The organism is Paraburkholderia sartisoli, from assembly GCF_900107685.1.
Taxonomy (GTDB): Bacteria; Pseudomonadota; Gammaproteobacteria; order Burkholderiales; family Burkholderiaceae; genus Paraburkholderia; species Paraburkholderia sartisoli.
Genome location: NZ_FNRQ01000001.1, coordinates 1,211,650 through 1,232,040, shown reverse-complemented (window position 1 = coordinate 1,232,040; position 20,391 = coordinate 1,211,650). Strand labels below are relative to the sequence as shown.

Here is a 20,391-nt window from a genome sequence, read left to right as displayed (position 1 = left end):
GTGATGTCGGCACCTGGTGCCACGAGATACAGGTCGACGTTCCGTGCGTTCACCGATGCATTGAAGCCGTGCATGCGGGTCGAAAAACCAGTCAGGCGACACCGCGCCGGCGCGAGTCGAACCAGAACGACAGGCCGACGCTCACCAGAATCACCGCGGTCGCGACCACGGTCGAGTGCGTCACGGGCTCGCCGAGCAGCAGCGCGCCGAGCGCGACCGCGACGACCGGATTCACGTACATGCAGCTGCTCGCGATGATCGGGCTCGTGTGGCGGATCAGGTAGCCATACGCGACGTACGCGGCCATCGTGCCGACCAGCATCAGATACAGGAACGCAACCGCCGGCAGAAAATGCACCGCCTGCATCCGTTCGCCGGCCAGCCACGCGACGAGCGTCGCCATTGCGCCGCCGAGGCCAATCTGTAGCGACGTCGACAGAAACAGGTCGGACGGCAGTTTCAGCCGTCCGGCCAGATGCGCGCCGCCCGCCCAGAAGAGCGCGCCGCACAGGATCGCGAGGCTGCCGCCCGCCGATCCCGGCGACGTATCGCCGTGACTCAGGATCGCGATACCGGCGAGGCCGAGACCGATCGCGAACCATTCGCCCCTGCCGATCTTGCGGCCCGCGAGCGCCGCGATCACGGTCGCGAAGAGCGGCACGGTGGCGACCATGACGGCGGCCGTGCCGGTGCCGACCGTCCGCATCCCGTAGGCCAGCATGCCGCTCGACAGGCCCACCAGCATCGTGCCGACGAGCCCGGCGTTGCGGACTTCCGCCGCGGTCGGCCTGGCCGGCCGGCGACGCACCGCGAAGACAAAGAGGCCGATGCCCGCGAACAGGTTACGCAGCCCCGAGAGCAGCAGCGGCGGGAACGACCCGAGCGCCACGTGTACGGCGAGGTACGTCGAGCCCCACACGATATAGACGACCGTCAGCGCGAGCGCGATGCGGCCTTGAGGTGTCTTCGGTGCGCGAAACGGGAAAGCTTCAGGAAACTGGAACGACATGCGCTCAACCCGCCCACGCCGATGAACGGGCCAGCCTGGCGGCGGCATGGGGACGTGGGGGTGTGCGCCGCCCGGAAGAGGCGGATGGGCGGTTGAAGCAGGACGGCATGGCGGAGGTGCGGCAGGAAACGTTTGCTGGCGGAAAATGGGCCGGCCTGATACGCAATGGCGCGGATCAGGCGCGGATCGAGCCCACGTTCGGCGGGCGTCGGCAGCATTATGCAATACCGTCGATCGGTCTCACTGAAAGCAAATGTAAATAATCGCTGCAGCCCATGAAAAACCGGGCCCGCGTGAGCGGGCCCGGTTCTTTTTGCGCCAATACCGGCGGCACCGGCGCAGTGCGCCGGACGCCGCGTGTACCGGTCAGTTCGCCATTGCGCCCGATGCCTCGTGCTTCATGCCCATCGAGCCACCCTTTTTCATCTTGCCGTGGCTCATCTTGTCCTTCGACATTGAATCCTTCGACATCGTGTCCTTGGACATCGAATCGTGCGACATCGCGCCGTTAGCCATCGCGCCGCTCGCCTGCTGCGCGAACGCCGACGTGCCAGCGGCGAGGGATACGATTGCCAGTGCTGCGATTACGAGCTTTTTCATGAGATCACTCCATTTTGTTATCAAAGGTTGAACCGGCGTGTGCCGGGTATTTCTGAAGCTTCTGCCGTCCGGGGTCGTGTCGCGCCGTCCATCTGCAAATCCACCTGCCAATCTCCGCAGGCCCGCACGCCCGACCCGCGCGCGTCAGGAGCCTCCGAACCAGTTGTAGCCCTGGTTGACCCAGTAGCCACCGGGATACGTATTCGTCACGAACATCTCGACGATGTGCTTCGGGTTCTTGTAGCCAAGCTTGGTGGGCATCCGCAGCTTCATCGGGAAGCCGTATTTCGGCGGCAAACGCTGTCCGTCATAGTCGAACGTGAGCAGCGTCTGCGGATGAAGCGCCGTCGGCATGTCGATGCTTTCGAAGTAGTTGTCCGCGCATTTGAAGCCGACGTATTTCGCCGTGGTGTCCGCGCCCACGCGTCGCAGGAAATCGCCGAACGGCGTGCCGCCCCAGCGGCCGATCGCGCTCCATCCTTCCACGCAGATGTGGCGCGTGATCTGCTCGGCGTGCGGCAATGCGTAGAGTTCGGGTAGCGTCCACGTCTTCTTGCCGGTGATGAGGCCGCTCAGCTGGAGCTTGTAGCCCGACGCGTCGACTTCCGGCACCTCGTCGATGTCGTAGAACGCGTTGAACGGAAACGGCCGCGTGATCTGCGCTTCGGTGTAGGTCGGCGCCATCTGCTTCGGATCGAAAATGAACGCCTGCGCGCGGTCGTTCAGGCGCGACACGGCGGTGAGAAACGTGTTGACCGAATCGTTGTCGGTGATCGAGCAGCCGGTCAACATCGTGAGGCCGCCCAGCGTCAGGAGCTGCTTGCCGAAGAGGCGCCGTGACGGTATCGCCAGTTCGCGGCGGGCGTCGATCAGGATCGATTCGCGGTCGAGTTCGAACGCGGGTTTGTGTTCCGGTTTCATGATCGGGATCCTCCCAGGCGGCCGCGCAGCATCGTCAGCAGCGAGCGCGGCACGAGCGCGACCATCACGACGTGTACGACGATGAACGCGGCCATCAGCGACATCGCGGTGAAATGAACGATGCGCGCGGTGTCGTAGCCGCCCATCAGTTCGCGCAGCAGCGGGAACTGCACCGACTTCCAGATCGCGAGGCCCGACAGCACGAGCAGGATCAGGTCGCCCATCACAAACAGGTAGGCGAATTTCTGCACGGCGTTGTACTGCCGCAGATCGGCGTGCGAGAGCTTGCCCGTGAGCGCGGCCACGAGATCGCGGGCAATCGCGCGTGGCGAGAGCGGCAGGAATTTGTGCCAGAAGCGACCGCCCGCGAGATTGAGTGCGAGATACACGAGGCCGTTGAAGACCAGCAGCCACATCGCGGCGAAATGCCATTGCAGCGCGCCGCCGAGCCAGCCGCCGAGCGTCAGCGACGGCGGAAACATGAACGCCGGAAAAATCGGCGACGCATCGTAGATGCGCCAGCCCGACAGCATCATGACGATGGCGGCGAGCGCGTTGAGCCAGTGCGTGACGCGCACCCAGGCGGGATGTATCGCGCCGCTCGCGGGTGCGGCCGGCGGCGCGGCGTTGGCGTGAAGACGGGACGTGTGCATCGAACGCTCCTCGGTTTTCGTGGTTCAGTGGGTTCAGTGGTCCAGTGGTGCGAGGGTTCAGTGGCAGGCGGCGAGATCGGCCACCTGAAGCACATCACCCGTCGCGGCATCCTCAACGAACGCAACCACACCGAATTTATTCCCTGACGCGGACGTATTTGTGCCGGCGCCGGCATCGCGATCGAACGCGCCCAACGCGACATCCTGATGAATCCGCGCATTACCGGCGACGAGCGGCACCGGCCCGATCCACTGCCGCACAACCCGCTCGTGATGCAGCGTCACGCCGCTGTTTTCGCCCGCGCGCACCTGCGAACTGAGACCGTTTTCATAGACCGCCACATAAGCATTCAGCCTGTCGCTGCTGGTTGCGCGCGCGGTGAAGGTGGCGTCGACATCGAGCGCGGCTGCCGCACCCGTGGCTAATGGCGCGCGCGGCGCGAGGGCGATCGCGACATTGGCCTGTGCGGGGCTTGCCGTCACGTCCTGCACGCGTGACTCGAAGCTGGAACGCTGCGACCAGCTGCGCAGTTCGCGGCCGGCGACGAACACTTCCGGCGTGTAGATCGTGTGACCGCCCGCCCGATCGGTCAGGCTTTGCTGACGCTCGGTGAATCGATGCTGCGAAAAGCGGTCCGTCCAGCCAAGGCTGTTCCAGTAATCGACGTGCAGCGCGAGCGGCACGACGCTTTCCGGCACGCCACCGCCCTTCCATTGGCCCAGCCAGCGGTCCGCGGGCGGACAGCTGTTGCACCCCTCGCTGCTGTACAGCTCGACGAGCGCAACGCGGTGCGCCGGGCTGTGCGCGGTACACATCGCGGTGGCGGCCTGCGCGGCACCGCTCGTCGCCAGCGCGAGCGCGAGTGCGAAACCGCGCACGGCGCGTGCGTGACGCGCAGTTTCGCGCGACATCGACGACCGGGTTGAAAGCGGGGTTGAAAGTGTTTGCATGGCAAGTTCCGTCTGGAAATCTGCACGTTTGTCGTTGCGCATCCGCGGTTATGACAGCAGGGATGAATTTTTTTTGCGGATGTAGCGGTAGCCTAAAAGGATGGGCGTTGCCAGAAACCACTCTTGCGTTTATGGGTGTGCGATACGCTCCCGCATCGATGCCGGCGTGCCCGCGTTGACTGCGTGAGATGAACATCGTGCGACGCCCGTCGGCCACGCTCTTCATGCTAATGCAACGCCCGGAAACGCAACGGCGGCGAGCTTCGGAGATTACGAAATGGTTACCACCCGGCGCGTATCCGGTAACAAGAAAAGTCGAAAGAAAACCGCAACGTCAGACGAAATGCTGGCGTGAATCACGCGCCACGCGCTGCGACGATTTTTTTGCGACGGGTTGCCATGCGCCCAAAACCCAGGGTATTGTGTGCGCTGCTAACGCGGGGGTCCTGCGTGGCGCATCGAACGATGGTCGGTGTGCTTCGTGGGTGAGAAATACCCTTTGAACCTGATCTGGATAATGCCAGCGCAGGGAAGCGTACGGATTTCGCCGCTTACCCATAGCTTCACCTTTCAAGCGAATCCGCCACTTCCGTCTCGATCTCCTGCCTAGCTGATACATCGGCACCCCACATTGCTTTGCATGGGACCGGAGTAAGACGCTAAAGCGTCAACTCCGGTCGACCGCAATAAATTGCATGGGACCGGAGTAAGACGCTAAAGCGTCAACTCCGGTCGACACAGGAGATACACATGAACGCCAATCCGAAGTTTCTTTCCGCCGACGCTCACGTCGATGCTGCTGCCGTCGCCCCCCTGCCGAATTCGCGCAAGGTCTACGTCACCGGTTCGCAGCCGGATATCCGCGTGCCGATGCGCGAAATCACGCAGTCCGACACGCCGGACAGCTTCGGCGGTGAAAAGAATCCGCCGGTCTATGTCTACGACACGTCGGGCCCGTACACCGATCCGGACGCGCACATCGACATCCGCGCAGGTCTGCCCGCGCTGCGCCAGCGCTGGATCGAAGCGCGCGGCGACACCGAGGCGCTGCCGGGCCTGACGAGCGACTACGGCCGCGAACGTGCCGCCGATGCCGCCACCGCCGATCTGCGCTTTCAGGGCCTGCATCGCACGCCGCGTCGCGCGATGGCCGGCAAGAACGTGTCGCAGATGCACTACGCGCGGCAAGGCATCGTCACGCCGGAAATGGAATACATCGCGATTCGCGAGAACCAGCGTCGCGCGGAATATCTGGAAAGCCTGCGCACGAGCGGCCCGAACGGCGAAAAGCTCGCCGCGATGATGGGCCGCCAGCACCCGGGCCAGGCGTTCGGTGCCAGCGCGTTCGGCCCCGATGCGCTGAAGGAAATCACGCCGGAATTCGTGCGCGAGGAAGTGGCGCGCGGCCGCGCGATCATTCCGAACAACATCAACCACCCGGAAAGCGAACCGATGATCATCGGCCGCAACTTCCTCGTGAAGGTGAACGCGAACATCGGCAACTCGGCGGTCACGTCGTCGATCGGCGAGGAAGTCGACAAGATGACGTGGGCGATCCGCTGGGGCGGCGACACGGTGATGGATCTCTCCACCGGCAAGCACATTCATGAAACGCGTGAATGGATCATCCGCAATTCGCCGGTGCCGATCGGCACGGTGCCGATCTATCAGGCGCTCGAAAAAGTCAACGGCAAGGCCGAAGACCTGACGTGGGAAATCTTCCGCGACACGCTGATCGAACAGGCCGAGCAAGGCGTCGACTACTTCACGATTCACGCGGGCGTGCGCCTGCAATACGTGCCGCTCACCGCGAAGCGCATGACCGGCATCGTGTCGCGCGGCGGCTCGATCATGGCGAAGTGGTGCCTCGCGCACCACAAGGAAAGCTTCCTGTACGAGCACTTCGAAGACATCTGCGAAATCATGAAGGCGTACGACGTGGCGTTCTCGCTCGGCGACGGCCTGCGCCCCGGCTCGATCTACGACGCGAACGACGAAGCGCAACTGGGCGAGCTGAAGACGCTCGGCGAGCTCACGCAGATCGCGTGGAAGCACGACGTGCAGACGATGATCGAAGGCCCCGGCCACGTGCCGATGCAGCTGATCAAGGAAAACATGGACCTGCAGCTGGAATGGTGCGACGAAGCGCCCTTCTACACGCTCGGGCCGCTCACGACCGACATCGCGCCGGGCTACGACCACATCACGTCGGGCATCGGCGCGGCGATGATCGGCTGGTTCGGCACGGCGATGCTGTGCTACGTGACGCCGAAGGAACACCTGGGCCTGCCGAACAAGGACGACGTGAAGACCGGCATCATCACGTACAAACTCGCCGCGCATGCCGCCGATCTCGCGAAGGGTCATCCGGGCGCGCAGGTGCGCGACAACGCGCTGTCGAAGGCACGCTTCGAATTCCGCTGGGAAGACCAGTTCAACCTCGGCCTCGACCCGGACAAGGCGCGCGAATTCCACGACGAAACCCTGCCGAAGGATTCGGCGAAGGTCGCCCATTTCTGCTCGATGTGCGGGCCGCACTTCTGCTCGATGAAGATCACGCAGGACGTGCGCGAATACGCAGCGCAACAAGGCATCAGCGACGACGAAGCCTTGAAAAAGGGAATGGAAGTGAAGTCGATCGAGTTCATGAAGAAAGGTGCCGAGATCTATCAGCGGCAGTAATTCACGGCAATAAGTGCCGCACACGCGCGACACCGCGCGTGGATGACAGGTAAGGAAGCCCGCTTCGGCGGGCTTTCCTTTTTTGTGCGCGTCGTATCGCGGGTGTCGTCCGCATGGGCAGGAACGCGGGTTGCTTCTCCTTTCATCATCCAGACAGAAGGAGTTGTCATCATGAAAGCGGTTCAGCGAGTGAGCGCGATTGCGGCCCTGGTCACGGTGGTCGCGAGTCTGTCGGCCTGCGACGGCATGAGCCCGCGTACGCGGGACACGGCAATCGGCGCAGGCGTGGGTGGCGCAGCGGGCGCCGTGATCGGCGGCAGCGCTTTGTCGACGCTCGGCGGTGCCGCCGTCGGCGGGGTAGTCGGAAATCAGGTCGGGAAGTAAGCGATCGAATGACGCCTTGACTGGCTGACCTTGTACGCGCTGCCATCGCGGGTTGTGGGTTGAACCGTCGGACGATGGGTCGCGCATGAACAGCGTGCCGGCCTCCGTCTGCGCGGGTTCTGGCACAGGCAGGTGACCGTGAAATATGCGGTAACCGCTTCCTGCCCCCTTATGGCCGACGTCGGCGTAAGCTCAAGAAATCGCATCGCCCGGCGAGGCGGCGCGATGGACGCGACCCCACGTCGGAATAACGTGCTGGCCGCGGTATGGTCACGCAGCGTGGCCAATCAGGGAGTGCGTCATGAAGCCCGTCTCCATCATCGTCCGTTCAGCCGGCGTCACCCTGTTGCTGGCGCTGTCCGGCTGCTACTACCCGTACGGTTATTACCCGTACGGCTACTACGGCTATAACGCCGTCCCTGCTGCCGCGACCCAGCAGGACATGCCCGTCGGCCAGCAACCCGACCAGAACGGCGTCTACACGCAGGCGGTGCCGCCAGCACAGTCAAACACGGCGTCCACCGGCTACGTGCCCCCCGTCTATACAGCCGTGCCGGCCTACTACCCCGCCTACCCGGCTTACCCCGCGTATTACGGCTATCCCGCGTGGTATGGGCCATCCGTCGCGATCGGCTTCGGGTTCTGGGGCGGTGGATGCTGTTATCACGGTGGCGGGTACTACCACGGCGGCGGTTATCACCACGGCGGCGGTGGCTACTACCACGGCGGAGGACACGGTCATTAAGGGTGTGTCGTCGCGCCTCGGAACGGGGGCATCCTGCATCGTGGGGGCGCGCGTCTGACGCCATGCCGACACATCGAATCAAACCGTTTGCTTTCGTTTTGCCTTCAGCATTGCGTCGCCGGTAGTTTCCCTGCTTGACGGCGCGGCGCAGGTCTCTATGCTGCGACTGGTTCACGAACTATCTGTTTAATTAGCGAAGCAGCGTCGTCTGGCCCGACGATGTCGCTTCGGTCCGTCCTGTCTCAAGCGGCGCGGCGATCAGATCGGTTATTGCGCGTCGATTCCTACAACAACGAAGGAGACGTGATGTTCCACCAGCTATTGACTCCCATCGGCAACGCCCTGTTGCCATCGTTCATTGTTGCCGCGCTGCCGATCATCGTCGTGCTCGTCCTGCTCGGGTGGGCGCGAAGGCCCGCGTGGCAGGCGTCGCTTGCCGGGCTGATCGTCGGCCTGCTGGTTGCGATCTTCGGCTGGCAGTTCCCGGTTGGACTCGCGATCAATTCGGTGGTGGCGGGCGCCGTGTTCGCGTGCTGGCCCGTGATGTGGATCGTGTTCGCCGCGATCCTGCTCTACAACATCGCGCTGAAGTCCGGACGCTTCGCCGCCTTCCGGATGTGGATGATCGACAACCTGCCGAACGACCGGCGCATCGTGCTGGTCGTGATCGGCTTTTCGTTCGGCGCGCTGCTCGAGGGCATCGCCGGTTTCGGCACGCCCATCGCGATCACGAGTTCGCTTCTGATTCTGCTCGGCTTCCCGACGCTCGAGGCGCTCACGTTCACGTTGATCTTCAACACCGCGCCGGTCGCGTTCGGCGCGCTCGGCGTGCCGATCACGGTGCTCGGCGCGGTCACGCACCTGCCCACCGATGCGCTCGCGAAAATGGTCGGCCGCCAGTTGCCGTTTTTCGCGCTGCTGCTGCCGTTCTACGTGATCGGCGTGTACGCCGGTTTTCGCAACATGATGCGTGTCTGGCCGGTGCTGCTCGTCTCGGGGGCAAGCTTCGCGCTGACGCAGTTCGTCACGTCGAACTACATCAGCTACAGCCTGACGGACGTGCTGTCGTCGCTCGTCTCGCTGATTTTGACGATCAGCTTCCTGCGTATCTGGAAGCCCGCCGTCGATCCGAAGTTCGCCATCAACGTCGATCGCGTGAACGAGGTGCGCGGCAAGGTGAGCGGCGCGCAGGGCTGGGCGCCGTGGCTGATCGTGGCGGCGGTCGTGATCGTCTGGACGATCGCGAAGGTGTTCCTGATCGGCGACGTCAAGATTCCGTGGCCGGGCCTCGACAAGGCCGTCTTCATCACGCTGTACAACACGCCGTATAGCGCCGTGTGGGACTTCCAGCCGCTCGCGACCGGAACCGCGATTCTCGTGGCCGCGATCCTCACGTCGCTCGTGGTCCGCCTGCCGGTCAACGAGTTCGGCCGCGCGATCGTCGACACCTGGGTGCAGACGCGCATCGCCATCCTGACCGTGGCGACGATCGTCGGCCTCGCGTATCTGATGAACTACTCGGGGCTGAACTACACGCTCGGCCTGGGTGCGGCTTCGGTGGGCGCGTTCTTTCCGCTGGTGTCCGCGTTTCTTGGCTGGGTGGCCGTGTTCCTCTCGGGCAGCGACACGTCCGGCAACGCGCTCTTCGGCAACCTGCAGGTCGTGGCCGCGAACCAGCTGAACCTGAACCCGGTGCTGATGGCCGCGACCAATTCATCCGGCGGCGTGATGGGCAAGATGATCTCGCCGCAGAACATCGCGACCGGTGTCGCGACGACCGAACTGAAGGGCAAGGAAGGCGTGGTGTTCGCGAAGACGTTTAAACACTCGATTCTTCTCACTATCCTGCTCGGGGTGCTCGTCTGGCTGCAGCAGAACGTGCTGACGGGGATGATTCCGCATTAAATCCGCGCTCGCCTGGCGTGTCCCGCCCCGCACGGCGGGGGGCGGATCCGGATTGTCGTGGCGCCGCCCGCGGGCGGGGCGGTGCCACGATATTGCGGCGTAGTGTAGTGCGATAACGGGGGGTGTCCGCGCACGCTTGCTGTTTCACTCCAGCCTGAACCATTCCGCAGGATGCCGGTGCTACCATGCCTGCGAGTCGCGACCCAACTGCGCGCGACGCTCCTCCGATGACCCTCAAGAATCTCATCCAGCTACTCATTCTGGCGGCCCTGTGGGGCGCGTCGTTCCTGTTTATTCGCGTCGGGGTCAGCGACTTTGGCGTCGCGCCGCTGATGGCGCTGCGTGTCGGCATCGGCGCGCTGTTTCTCCTCGTCGTGCTGCTCGCGCGACGTCCCGCGCGCGAAGCGTTCGGCACGCTGCGCAGCCGCGCGTGGCCGCTCGTCGTCGTGGGCCTTCTGAACTCGGCGGCGCCGTTCTGCCTCTTCGCTTATGCGGAGCTGACGCTCTCCGCCGGGGTGACCTCGGTCATCAACGCGACGACGCCGCTATGGGGTGCGCTCGTCGCGTTCCTGTGGCTCAGGGACCGGCTCAGCGCGCTGCGCAGCCTCGGCATGGTGATCGGCTTTCTCGGTGTGCTGATGCTCGTGTGGGAACAGATCGCCGCACCGCAAGGCGCGGGCGTCACGCCCGCGACCACGGCGCTCGCCGCTGCCGCCGCGCTCGGTGCGACGCTGCTGTATGGCATCGCGGCGAATTACACGAAGCGGCATCTGATGGGCGTCGACTCGCTCACCGTTGCCGCCGGCACGATGATGGGCGCGACGATTCTCCTGCTGCCGGTCGCCATCGCCACATGGCCCGTCACGCCGGTCTCCGCGCACGCGTGGGGCGCCGTGATCGCGCTGGGCGTCGCGTGTACCGGCGTCGCGTACATGCTGTTCTTCCACCTGATCGCGGTGGCCGGGCCCGCTCGCGCGATCACCGTCACGTTCGTGATCCCGATCTTCGGCATCCTGTGGGGCGCGCTCTTTCTCGGCGAGACGGTTTCACCCGCCATGATCGAAGGATGCGCGGTGATTCTCGTCGGGACGGCGCTGGCGACTGGCGTGATCAAACGCATCCCAGGTTTCGGCACACGCAGCCACGAGGCCGGGTAGATCGTCATTCGGTCGGCCCGCAGCCACAAGGGGTCAAAATTGCCTGCTGCCGGGGAGGCGTGTGGGCGAAATCTTCGTTTGGTGCCGGGAGATGCGCGGGCGAAACCCCTGCCTGCTGCCGGGAAGCCACGTAGGCGAAACCGTCGTCTGCTTCGTCTGCTGCCGGGGAGGCACGTGGGCAAAATCCTCGCCTGAGGCCGTGCGGCACGCGGGCGAAACCCTCGCCTGCTACACGGGGAGACACGCAGGCGAAACCATCAGCCAGCGTGCGAAGACAGCCGACGGAGCCCGCGCGGATCCGGCGCGCGGGCCCACAGATTCTCTACACGGTGATGTCACGTCACGCGGCGGCGCTGCGATGGCCGCTGGCGCTCATTAAAACCGGACGGATTTCATCGGCTGCGGATGCAAAAAACCCGCCTGCGGGCCAGCCAAGCGGGTTTGACACGCATACCGCGTGAGAAGCGCGGATCAGCGCAGCTGGTCGACCACCAGCGCCATGATCTGCTTCGCCGGCGCGGACGAATCGATTTCACCCTTTTCGTCGACGACTGCCACGCGCGTCTGGTTCGGCGTCACCGCACGGACGTTGACGCGATACTGCTTTGCGACCTTCTCTTTCTTGCCGTGGAACACCTGGCTCCAGAAGCCCTGTTCGGCCGAGGACATGTCTTTCGGATCCACATAACGCACGAAGTACAGACCCTTCGTACGGTCGCGGTCGTCCACCGTGAAGTTGCTGCGATCGAGCGCCAGGCCCACGCGCAGCCACGCGCGATCGTACGGCTCGCCGAGCGTGAGTTCCGTGGACGTGTACTGGCTGCCGCCCGCATCGCGCTCGTCCGGCGTCGGCGTCTGCGCGGCAAGCGCGACGTTTTGCGCCGCCGTGGCGGCCGCGGCGGATTTCGCGGCCGAAGAAGCCCCAGTTGCCGGGGCAGGCGCGGTTTGCACGGTGCCCAGCGACGCCTCGGCAGACTGCGAACCGCCGGCCTGGCCACGCGAGTCGGCCAGCGCCAGCGCCGCCATCAGGCGTTTCAGGTATTCGGTTTCGAGGCCCGGATCATTGGGCTTCGGCTGCCATTGGCTCGAGTCGTTGTTCGGGCCGGTCAGCGCTTCACGCATGCCCTTCTGGCTCACGAACACGTAGGTGCCGCCATTCGGCGCCGGTTCGAGACGCGTGCGATATTTATTGCGCTCCGACGTCACATACGAGTTACCCATCGCCTTCGACAGGGTGTTGCGGATGAACCCTTCGTTGATCTGCGCGTGCGTTTCGTTCCAGTCCGTTTCCATCACGCCCTTGTCGCGCTGGTCGACGACCAGCAGGAAACCCTGTTCCTGCCAGAAACGGCGAATTTGCGGCCATGCCTGATCCGGCGACTTGTTGTCGATCACGAGCCAGCTTTCCGTGCCATCGCGCTGGATGTGCATGTTCGCGACCGCCGGCACCACTGTGTTCGTGACGGGCGCCGTTTCCTGGACCTGTTTCAGCGTGGACAGTGACGTTTCGCCGCCCTGCGGCGGCAGGGACCGCTGATCGGCCGTTTCTTCGGTCATGTTCGGCGGCACGGCCAGCGACACTTCCTTCGATCTCGAGTCGCTCTTGTAGTCGATTTGAGTGGGTGACGGCGCGCTGCAGCCGGCGACGAGCCCGCCTGCTACCAGCAATGCTGCGAACCGCGAGGTAAGACGACGATCAGTCATGTTCAGGGAATCCTTCCGCTACGCCACGGCAAGTTTCCGTGGATCAACCCGTGATTTTACCGGTCCCGCGCCCGGAAGTGCAAAAACCCGCATTCGGCCGTAAATAAGGGCGACGGATGACATCAAATCCGGTGCCCGACAGGCCTGGCGCAAACGTCGTCTGGCACGCCCCAAATTTAACAGTTGGCAACCATTCCGGGCACAACCGGGGCCGTGGTCAAAATCATCCTAGACCCCTGTTTTGTAAGACCTTTTCCGACATCCTCCATCGACAATTCTGAGATTGATTCAGATCTTGCTCAAAGGGCTTCAGATTATTCAGGAAAACCAGGTGTTATCTTGAAATGAACGTTTCAACACCACCTGAAAAGACTCTCCCGGATACGTCAATGAGCAAGGTCATTCTGTTTTATGTCGTGTGGCCCGCCGTGCTGGCCAGTGCCATGAGTGCGCCCGGTACGTGCCGCGCGGAACTGGGCGGTATGGCCTCACCCGCCCCTGCCTCGGACGCAGCCGTCGTACATTCGCTGACAAGCGGCCTGTTTCAGGTACGAACGACAACTGACGACGGCGGCACAACAATCAACGAATACTCGACACCCGCCGGTGAAATCTTCGCCTATACCTGGCAGGGCCCGACGATGCCCGACCTGAAGACACTCCTCGGCAGCTTCTACGATTCGTGGCGCGACGGCGCCGCGTCCGCCCAGGCCAGCGAGAGCGCCCTTCACGCGACACGCATTGCACGACCCGATGTCATCGTCGAATCAGGCGGCCAGATGCGCAGCTACGTGGGACGCGCCTGGCTGCCTCGCGCGCTCCCCACTGGCGTCTCCGCCGACGACCTGCGCTGACGGAGTCCACGCGATGGCGACAAAATTGTCCCTGCCCTGCGTGTTGCTGCTTTGTGCTGCCATCGCCGGCTGCGGCGGCGGAGGTACAGACGGGACCACCAATCAGAGCGCAAGCGCGCCCGCTTCCGCGACGCCACCCGCCGGGACGCCGGTTGCAGCGAGCACACCCGTCAATCCTCCTGTGCAGCAATCGACGGTCCCCAACCAGCAGCCGGTCACCGTAAGCGCGACGCCTGGACTCGCGCGCAACATGCTGATGACGAGCGTCACGGTATGCGAACCGGGCACGGATCACTGCGCGACGATCGACAACGTTCAGGTCGACACGGGGTCGCAGGGGTTACGCCTGCTCGCCTCCGCGTTACCCGCGGACCTGACCTTGCCCGCCCTGCCCTCGGCGACCGGCACGGTTGGCCAGTGTGCCGTGTTCGGGACCGGCTACACATGGGGCGCGGTGCGCAGCGCCGACGTGCGCATGGCCGGCGAAATCGCCACGGCGTTGCCCGTCCACATCATTGCCGACGCGTCTGTGCCAACCGTGCCGGCCGATTGCGGACGCGCCGGGCTCGCAATGATGACGACGGGCACGCTTCACGGCAACGGCATCCTGGGCATCGGACTCTTTGCTGCGGATTGCGGCGCAGGCTGCGCCCGCACTGCGCTACCTCGCTGGTACTACACCTGTGCGTCCGATGGCACCTGCACGTCCACCGCGCAACCCGTCGCATCGCAGGTGACCAATCCCGTCAGCCGTTTTGCATTCGACAACAACGGTGTTGTCATCGACCTGCCGGCGGTTCCCGAGACAGGCTCTCCGTCCGTGGCCGGCTCCCTGACTTTCGGCATCGGGACGCAGGCAAACAACAGCCTGGATGGCGCGACGGTTCTCAAGGCAAATTCGGGTACCGGTTACGTCACCACTACCGTCGACGGGAAGCCGTACACGCAGAGCTTCTTCGATAGCGGTTCTAACGGACTCTTCTTCACCAGTTCGACATTACCGGTCTGCGGACTCTGGTACTGCCCGACATCGACGCAAACGTCCGTCGCCACGATCAAGGGAACCGACAGCGCGATGAACACCCTGTCGTTCCCGGTCGGCAACGCCCAGACGTTGTTCGCGACGTCAAACTTTGCGTTCAGCAACCTCGCCGGTACCGCCGGGAACGTGTTCGACTGGGGCCTTCCGTTTTTCTTCGGACGCAAGGTCTTCACCGCCATCGATTCCCGCGCGACACCCGCCGGCACCGGTCCGTACTACGCGTTTTAGCCCAACCACGCCGGTGATTGATCCGCGCGGCGCGCGCGGGTCAATCACCGCATATGGGCTCATGCAACCGGACTACTGCGAGGGCGTTACGGTCTTTTGCCCAACGAACCGGATGTCCACGCGCCGGTCGGGCGCCAGACACTCGATCAAGGCTTTCCGGTCGCGCGTTGTACAGGCCGTGCCGGGGTCTGCTTTGCCGAAACCCTGTGCGTCAATCGGAATCGTCACGCCCTTGCTGATCAGGTATTGCTTCACCGAGTTCGCACGCTGTCGCGACAGCCTGAGGTTGTAAAGGGAAGTGCCGAGCCTGTCCGTGTAGCCCGACACGGTCATGCGGTCAGTAAACCCGCTATCCCGCAGCCGGTTCGCGATATCGTCGAGTTGAGCGCGCCCTTGCGGCGTGATCGCCGATACATCGCCCCGGTCGAAGGCAAAGAGCGCGTCCGAAGAGAGCGACATGACCTTCGGCAGCGGCAACGGCGGCGGTGCAGGCACCGCGCAACTCGACAGCGCCTGCTCGCTGGCCCGGACCTGATCCTGAAGCGCGTCAGTACGCTGCTTCGCCTTGTCGAACGCACGCGTCCAGGCTTCATGGCCTGCGTACATGAGTTCAACTTCAGAGCACGCGACGAGCTTGCGTGCCTGCGGACACCAGGCAAATCGTGGGTCGACCCGAACCTTCGTCAGCTGGTCCCACAAGTCCGGGCGCACTTTTGCCACTGTCCGAAGCGCGGGGTTCGCCTGCGCTTCGGACTGCGCCGTCGCTTGAGCCGCGGATGGCGTAGCGCCGTCCGCGACGTCCAGACTGATGGTGAGTCGCGCGGCCTCGCCGATGGCCTCCTCGACGAAGCCCCAGTCGTCGTGCGCGGCAAACGCTTCCTTGCCTGCGTTGATCCAGCATTGCGCTTTCGCGCCTGCATAGCTGTCCTTGCGCGGGCCAGCGGCATCGAGCCGGCCCTGCAGGGTGTCCAGCACATCGCCACGGTGTTTGATCTGCGTGTAGACGTCGGTCCATTGTTTCGTGGCCGCGCCCGACGAGACGTCTTGAGGCGCACCGAAGCCTCGCTGCAACACAGTTGGGTTCTGAATGTTCAGTTGATCGCGCGAAGCCGTGCCCGCGCAACCGGTAAGCGCGGCAGCCATGGCTGCCGCGAGAATCGAGTGTTTCATAACTTTCCTTCGGAACGGGCGACGGTCAATCGACGTATCGCGCCGCCCGCTCCCTCACACAGTGCCGGACGTCCGGATTTGATCAATCGCCAAGAACGATGCCGATGCCCGCGCGCACGATCGTGCTGTTGCTGCCCGAAGACGCGACACCTGCGTTGAAATTGATCGTGCCTTTCTCGTTCCAGCGCGACACGCCAAGACCCAGCGCGGCCTGTCCGCGATAGCCCGCCACGCCCGCGTTCAGCGTCGTGCGGCCCGGCAGGTACGGTGTGACGATCTGCAACGCAGACGCTGCGGCAATCCCCTTGCGCGTGCTGCGGTCGATATCCTGAATCGACTGGCTGGTCTGGCCGAGCGCGGCGTTCAACTGGTTGACGTTCACCGCGTCCGTGCCCTGCGTGCCCGGCGCCACGTTCGTGATCTGCCGCTCGGCACCGACGCTGCCCACCGAAACCGTGTTGGCCCGATCGGCCACCGAACCGGCACCCAGCGCGACCGCGCCATCGGCGCTCGCCGAACTGCCCCAGCCGAGTGCCGTCGCGTTCGTGGCGCGTACACTCGCGCCCGACCCGACCACGGTGGCGCCGCTTCCTGTGGCATTGGCATTCGCGCCAAACGCGACTGCATCGGTGCCATTCGCTACCGCGTTCGCGCCCAGCGCAGCCGCGTGTGTGCCGCTTGCCAGTGCCGGTTCGTTGTCGCGATCGCCGTTCACACTCAGGAACGGACTGCCGCCGCTCGAGATGTCGTTCGAGATTTTCCCCAGCGCATCGTTCAACTGACCGAGGTTCACTGCGTCGGAATCGAGCGTGCCGGTGCCGACGTTATGCAGAACTGTGCCGCTCCCCGCCGCGCCGTTCCCAAGCGTGACGCTGGCATAGTCGGTCGTGCCGTCGTGGGTGTCGTAGGTGACCGCTGTCTTTGTATTGCCATCGCCGTCAATCACGCCTGCCTGCTTCAACTGCGCGACGTTGACCGCGTCCGTATCCGCCGTACCGGCAGCGACGTTGGTGATCTGCCGTTCGTGCCCGACCGAGCCGACCGACACGGAATTGGCCCGATCCGTCGTCGAGTTCGCCCCGAGCGCCACCGAGTTATCGAAAGTCGCCCGTGCATTGCCGCCGATTGCCACGGCATCGGCGCCCGACGCGACCGAATCGTCGCCCGACGAATTGACGTGTACATACTTCACGCTCACGCCGGTGTTCGTGATGTTGTTCAGGATCTCCGTGAGATTTGAGATCGAATTCGTGTTGGTCGTCACGCGCCCGTCAATATTCTTCACCACGTCGCCGATGCTGTGGTACGTGTCGCCTTCGACGATGTACGTGGGCTGCGTAATCGAGCCGTCCGGATTGACAGCGGTGCCACCGCCGAGCGCATCGGCGACCGTGCTGGCCAGGTTGTACATCTGGCCACCGTTCGTGGCATCGGTGCTGTTCGCCACCACCTGGCCGGATGCGACGTTACCCAGCCGCACGGGTGTCGTGGAGCCCGAGCCACCCAGCGTGATGCTCGCATGATCCGGATCGTCGTACATCACCGCGTCGGCTACGCTGCCCGCGACAACCGATTTCAGCTGGCTCACATTGACGGCGTCGGTATCAGCCGCACCCGCTGCAACGTTCGTCACACGACGCTCATTGCCTTCCGACCCGACCGACACCTCACCGACGGGCGCGGCACCCGCCACCTGGCCGGAGCCAGGCCGATACGCTTCCCGGGTGAGATCGGCGGTCGTCGTGGCGTTGGCGCCCAGCGCGACGGAATTGTCCGCGCTCGCCTGCGCGTTGCCGCCAATCGCGATCGACTCGTCACCGCTCGCCACGGCATCCGCCAGTGTGGAGTGGGTCTGGAAGTACTTGATGCCGACGCCGTTCTGGATGTTGTTGACCACGTTCATCACGTTGGTCACGTCGCCGTCGATGTGCGTGATCGCGTCGCCCACGCTCTGATAGGTGTCGCCGCCTACCGTATACGTTGGCGGCGAGATGGCACCATCGGGCGTGACCGCCGAGCCGCCGCCCATCGCGCTCGCGACGCTGTTAGCGAGGTTGTACAGTTGCCCGCCATTAACCGCGTCCCCACTGTTTTCCGCGACTGCGCCCGCCTTGAGATTCGAGATACCGACCGGTGCGGCAGCATCCACGCCGCCAAGCGTGATGTGCCCTTTCGACGTGTCGTCATACGTGACGAATGCGTTCGTCACGTTGCCGTCGCCGTCGGTGTTGATCCCGGCCTGACGCAGCTGCCACATATTGACGGCATCCGTGTCGGCCGTACCAGCCGCGACGTTGGCCAGCTGGCGCTCGTTGCCCGCCGCGCCAATGGAAACCGTGTTCGCTCGGTCCGCAACGGCGTTGGCGCCCACAGCGACTGAGTTGTCGGCCGTGGCGCGCGCGTTGCCGCCAATCGCAGCCGATTCCGCCCCCTCGGCGCTCGAATCGTCCAGTGTCGAGTTCACGTGCATGTACTTGATGCCCGCGCCATTCTCGATGTTGTTGACCACGTTGGTGACGTTCGTCACCGCGCCGTCGACATGCGTGATCGCGTCGCCAATGTTCGTGTAGGTGTCGCCCCCGATGTTGTACGTCGGGCCTGTCATCGAGCCATCCGGGTTGACACTCGCGCCACCCCCGATCGCGTCGGCGACACTGCTCGCCAAGCCGTAGAACTGGCCGCCGTTGATCGCATCGTGACTACTTTCCGTGACCGCGCCCGCCTTGAGGTTCGAGATACCGACTGGTGCGGCGGCATCCGCGCCGCCCAGCGTGACGTGTCCTTTCGACGTGTCGTCATACGTGACAAACGCGTTCGTCACGTTGCCGTCGCCGTCGGTATTGATGCCGGCCTGACGCAGTTGCCACAGGTTGACGGCATCCGTATCCGCTGTGCCCGCCGCGACGTTGACCAGTTGCCGCTCGTTGCCCGCTGCGCCAATGGAAACCGTATTCATGCGGTCTGCAACGGCGTTGGCGCCCACCGCTACTGAGTTGTCGGCCGTGGCGCGCGCGTTGCCGCCAATCGCAGCGGATTCCACACCCTCGGCGCTCGAATCGTCCAGCGTCGAGTTCACGTGCATGTATTTGATGCCCGCGCCGTTCTCGATGTTGTTGACGATGTTCGACACGTTCGTCACCGCGCCGTCCACGTGCGTGATCGCGTCGCCGACGTTTGTGTACGTCTCGCCGCCCACGGTGTAGGCGGGCGGCGTCATCGAGCCGTCCGGATTCAGTGCGGCACCCCCGCCGATCGCGCTGATCACCCCCTTCAACTGCGTGACGTTCACCGCGTCGTTGTCCTGCGTGCCGCCCGCCACGTTGACGATCTGCCGCTGTGTCGTGCTGTTACCCACCGAGATGGTGAACTCACGGTCAGCAACCGATGCGCTACCCAGCGCCACCGAATCGTTCACGTTTGCCGCGGCATTCATTCCAAGCGCCATCGAGCGGTCTGCGCCAACGGCCGTGAATGCATTCGTGCCGATAGACGCGGAATCCTCGCCGTGCGCGATGGTGAGCCCACCCAGGGCCAGGGTATTCGCGCCGTACGTCTTGGCCAGGCGGCCGATCGATACGGAGTTTTCCGCGTCCGTACCGGTCGTGGCACCGCTTCCGATCGCGGTCGCGTTCAGCCCGATCGCGGCCGCCAATGCACCGACAGCCGTCGTGCCGTCGGTCGCCGCGAACGACCCGGCACCGATCGCCGATGCATTTTCACCGGCCGCCGCCGATACCGGGCCGATGGCCATGGCGTTCGTTGCATCCGAGGCAAACGTCGCGTTGCCCTGCGTCACGTTCGGGCTCACCGCGATATAGATTGTCGGGTCAACCGCGACCGTCAGCGCAGGGGCCGGTGCAGCAGCGGTGGGCGCAGCGAGCAGGCCGGCGAGCATGGTCTGCATACGCCGGGCGTCTTCCGTTTCGGCAGCGCCGGCCGCGGGCACGAGCGCCATCGCGCCAAGACCGGCCATGACCACGGCCATGCCGGCCCGCCGTGAGGCCTTGCTCCGCCTTGCCGTAGCGAGTTCCGACACAGCAACCCACGTGTTCGTGACGTCGTTCCAGACGACGCGGTGCGATTTGTTCATTTAATACCTTAAGACGAGTAGTGACTGCCCGGACGACAGCCGGTGTCAACGCGGCTTTTCGCGCTGAAAGTCACATAGAATCAATACGTCATTCGCAATCCGAATTACCAGAAACAGAACACGAACCAGGCCGTGCGCACGATCGCCATGCACCCGCCGCCAGCCCGCCCGCGATCCGAAAAAGCATGACGTGCCCGAAAGTTCCACACCGACGCGCAGGACAGAATTTCCCTACACGTACGACAATCGAATCCTACGAATCGGGTCATCTACCAGATACAAGAAAACTCCCAAAT

15 protein-coding genes are annotated in these 20,391 nt (G+C 64.2%); 7 read left to right on the top strand and 8 right to left on the bottom strand.

Features of this window, described 5'->3' with window-relative positions; genetic code table 11:
• Positions 1 to 91: 91 nt before the first annotated feature.
• The 5 genes from BLV45_RS05590 to BLV45_RS05570 form a co-directional block, all read right to left on the bottom strand.
• A complete protein-coding gene (locus BLV45_RS05590) occupies positions 92 to 1,009 on the bottom strand; it encodes an EamA family transporter (protein ID WP_090530052.1) in 918 nt (305 codons plus the stop codon).
• A gap of 366 nt (positions 1,010 to 1,375) precedes the next feature.
• Entirely contained in the window at positions 1,376 to 1,609 is a 234-nt protein-coding gene (locus BLV45_RS05585; protein WP_090530049.1) for a pentapeptide MXKDX repeat protein, read from the bottom strand.
• A 144-nt stretch (positions 1,610 to 1,753) separates the two neighbouring features.
• Positions 1,754 to 2,530 (bottom strand): molybdopterin-dependent oxidoreductase, encoded by a 777-nt coding sequence (locus tag BLV45_RS05580; RefSeq protein WP_090530047.1) that lies wholly within the window; start codon positions 2,528 to 2,530, stop codon positions 1,754 to 1,756.
• Entirely contained in the window at positions 2,527 to 3,183 is a 657-nt protein-coding gene (locus tag BLV45_RS05575; protein ID WP_090530044.1) for a cytochrome b/b6 domain-containing protein, read from the bottom strand. The genes BLV45_RS05580 and BLV45_RS05575 overlap by 4 nt, the downstream gene beginning before the upstream one ends.
• A 57-nt stretch (positions 3,184 to 3,240) precedes the next feature.
• Positions 3,241 to 4,095 carry a DUF1223 domain-containing protein gene (locus BLV45_RS05570; RefSeq protein ID WP_090530041.1) on the bottom strand — a complete coding sequence of 285 codons (855 nt, stop codon included), beginning with the start codon at positions 4,093 to 4,095 and terminating at the stop codon, positions 3,241 to 3,243.
• A 789-nt stretch (positions 4,096 to 4,884) separates the two neighbouring features.
• On the opposite strand from BLV45_RS05570, the gene thiC reads away from it, so the two are divergent.
• The 5 genes from thiC to BLV45_RS05545 all read left to right on the top strand — a co-directional run bounded on the left by thiC (position 4,885) and on the right by BLV45_RS05545 (position 11,007).
• Entirely contained in the window at positions 4,885 to 6,816 is a 1,932-nt protein-coding gene (thiC, locus tag BLV45_RS05565) for a phosphomethylpyrimidine synthase ThiC (protein ID WP_090530038.1), read from the top strand.
• Positions 6,817 to 6,987: 171 nt separating this feature from the next.
• The gene (locus BLV45_RS05560) at positions 6,988 to 7,200 is read left to right on the top strand and encodes a glycine zipper 2TM domain-containing protein (protein ID WP_090530035.1); all 213 of its coding nucleotides are present in this window, start codon (positions 6,988 to 6,990) and stop codon (positions 7,198 to 7,200) included.
• A gap of 301 nt (positions 7,201 to 7,501) precedes the next feature.
• Complete coding sequence (locus BLV45_RS05555) at positions 7,502 to 7,945, top strand: hypothetical protein (RefSeq protein WP_090530032.1); 444 nt, start codon at positions 7,502 to 7,504, stop codon at positions 7,943 to 7,945.
• Between the two features lie 306 nt (positions 7,946 to 8,251).
• On the top strand, positions 8,252 to 9,850 hold the full coding sequence (locus BLV45_RS05550; RefSeq protein WP_090530029.1) for an L-lactate permease: 1,599 nt from the start codon (positions 8,252 to 8,254) through the stop codon (positions 9,848 to 9,850).
• Between the two features lie 227 nt (positions 9,851 to 10,077).
• Complete coding sequence (locus tag BLV45_RS05545) at positions 10,078 to 11,007, top strand: DMT family transporter (RefSeq protein WP_090530025.1); 930 nt, start codon at positions 10,078 to 10,080, stop codon at positions 11,005 to 11,007.
• 471 nt (positions 11,008 to 11,478) lie between these two features.
• Here BLV45_RS05545 and bamC read toward each other — a convergent pair whose 3' ends face one another.
• Positions 11,479 to 12,711 (bottom strand): outer membrane protein assembly factor BamC, encoded by a 1,233-nt coding sequence (gene bamC, locus BLV45_RS05540; RefSeq protein ID WP_090530022.1) that lies wholly within the window; start codon positions 12,709 to 12,711, stop codon positions 11,479 to 11,481.
• 389 nt (positions 12,712 to 13,100) lie between these two features.
• Between bamC and BLV45_RS05535 the strand changes: the two genes are divergently transcribed.
• On the top strand, positions 13,101 to 13,565 hold the full coding sequence (locus tag BLV45_RS05535) for a DUF2844 domain-containing protein (RefSeq protein ID WP_090530019.1): 465 nt from the start codon (positions 13,101 to 13,103) through the stop codon (positions 13,563 to 13,565).
• A 13-nt stretch (positions 13,566 to 13,578) separates the two neighbouring features.
• Positions 13,579 to 14,835, top strand: coding sequence for a DUF3443 domain-containing protein (locus tag BLV45_RS05530; protein WP_090530016.1), 1,257 nt, complete (start codon positions 13,579 to 13,581; stop codon positions 14,833 to 14,835).
• 72 nt (positions 14,836 to 14,907) lie between these two features.
• Here BLV45_RS05530 and BLV45_RS05525 read toward each other — a convergent pair whose 3' ends face one another.
• Both BLV45_RS05525 and BLV45_RS05520 read right to left on the bottom strand, forming a co-directional pair.
• A complete protein-coding gene (locus BLV45_RS05525) occupies positions 14,908 to 16,005 on the bottom strand; it encodes an OmpA family protein (RefSeq protein ID WP_090530013.1) in 1,098 nt (365 codons plus the stop codon).
• An 82-nt stretch (positions 16,006 to 16,087) separates the two neighbouring features.
• Positions 16,088 to 20,095 carry an ESPR-type extended signal peptide-containing protein gene (locus BLV45_RS05520; protein ID WP_090530009.1) on the bottom strand — a complete coding sequence of 1,336 codons (4,008 nt, stop codon included), beginning with the start codon at positions 20,093 to 20,095 and terminating at the stop codon, positions 16,088 to 16,090.
• Positions 20,096 to 20,391: the final 296 nt, after the last annotated feature.

Excerpts from the sequence above, each read along its gene's own strand:
- BLV45_RS05590 (WP_090530052.1), bottom strand. The coding sequence starts at position 1,009 with ATGTCGTTCCAGTTTCCTGAAGCTTTCCCGTTTCGCGCACCGAAGACA.
- BLV45_RS05585 (WP_090530049.1), bottom strand. The coding sequence starts at position 1,609 with ATGAAAAAGCTCGTAATCGCAGCACTGGCAATCGTATCCCTCGCCGCT.
- BLV45_RS05580 (WP_090530047.1), bottom strand. The coding sequence starts at position 2,530 with ATGAAACCGGAACACAAACCCGCGTTCGAACTCGACCGCGAATCGATC.
- BLV45_RS05575 (WP_090530044.1), bottom strand. The coding sequence starts at position 3,183 with ATGCACACGTCCCGTCTTCACGCCAACGCCGCGCCGCCGGCCGCACCC.
- BLV45_RS05570 (WP_090530041.1), bottom strand. The coding sequence starts at position 4,095 with ATGTCGCGCGAAACTGCGCGTCACGCACGCGCCGTGCGCGGTTTCGCA.
- thiC (WP_090530038.1), top strand. The coding sequence starts at position 4,885 with ATGAACGCCAATCCGAAGTTTCTTTCCGCCGACGCTCACGTCGATGCT.
- BLV45_RS05560 (WP_090530035.1), top strand. The coding sequence starts at position 6,988 with ATGAAAGCGGTTCAGCGAGTGAGCGCGATTGCGGCCCTGGTCACGGTG.
- BLV45_RS05555 (WP_090530032.1), top strand. The coding sequence starts at position 7,502 with ATGAAGCCCGTCTCCATCATCGTCCGTTCAGCCGGCGTCACCCTGTTG.
- BLV45_RS05550 (WP_090530029.1), top strand. The coding sequence starts at position 8,252 with ATGTTCCACCAGCTATTGACTCCCATCGGCAACGCCCTGTTGCCATCG.
- BLV45_RS05545 (WP_090530025.1), top strand. The coding sequence starts at position 10,078 with ATGACCCTCAAGAATCTCATCCAGCTACTCATTCTGGCGGCCCTGTGG.
- bamC (WP_090530022.1), bottom strand. The coding sequence starts at position 12,711 with ATGACTGATCGTCGTCTTACCTCGCGGTTCGCAGCATTGCTGGTAGCA.
- BLV45_RS05535 (WP_090530019.1), top strand. The coding sequence starts at position 13,101 with ATGAGCAAGGTCATTCTGTTTTATGTCGTGTGGCCCGCCGTGCTGGCC.
- BLV45_RS05530 (WP_090530016.1), top strand. The coding sequence starts at position 13,579 with ATGGCGACAAAATTGTCCCTGCCCTGCGTGTTGCTGCTTTGTGCTGCC.
- BLV45_RS05525 (WP_090530013.1), bottom strand. The coding sequence starts at position 16,005 with ATGAAACACTCGATTCTCGCGGCAGCCATGGCTGCCGCGCTTACCGGT.
- BLV45_RS05520 (WP_090530009.1), bottom strand. The coding sequence starts at position 20,095 with ATGAACAAATCGCACCGCGTCGTCTGGAACGACGTCACGAACACGTGG.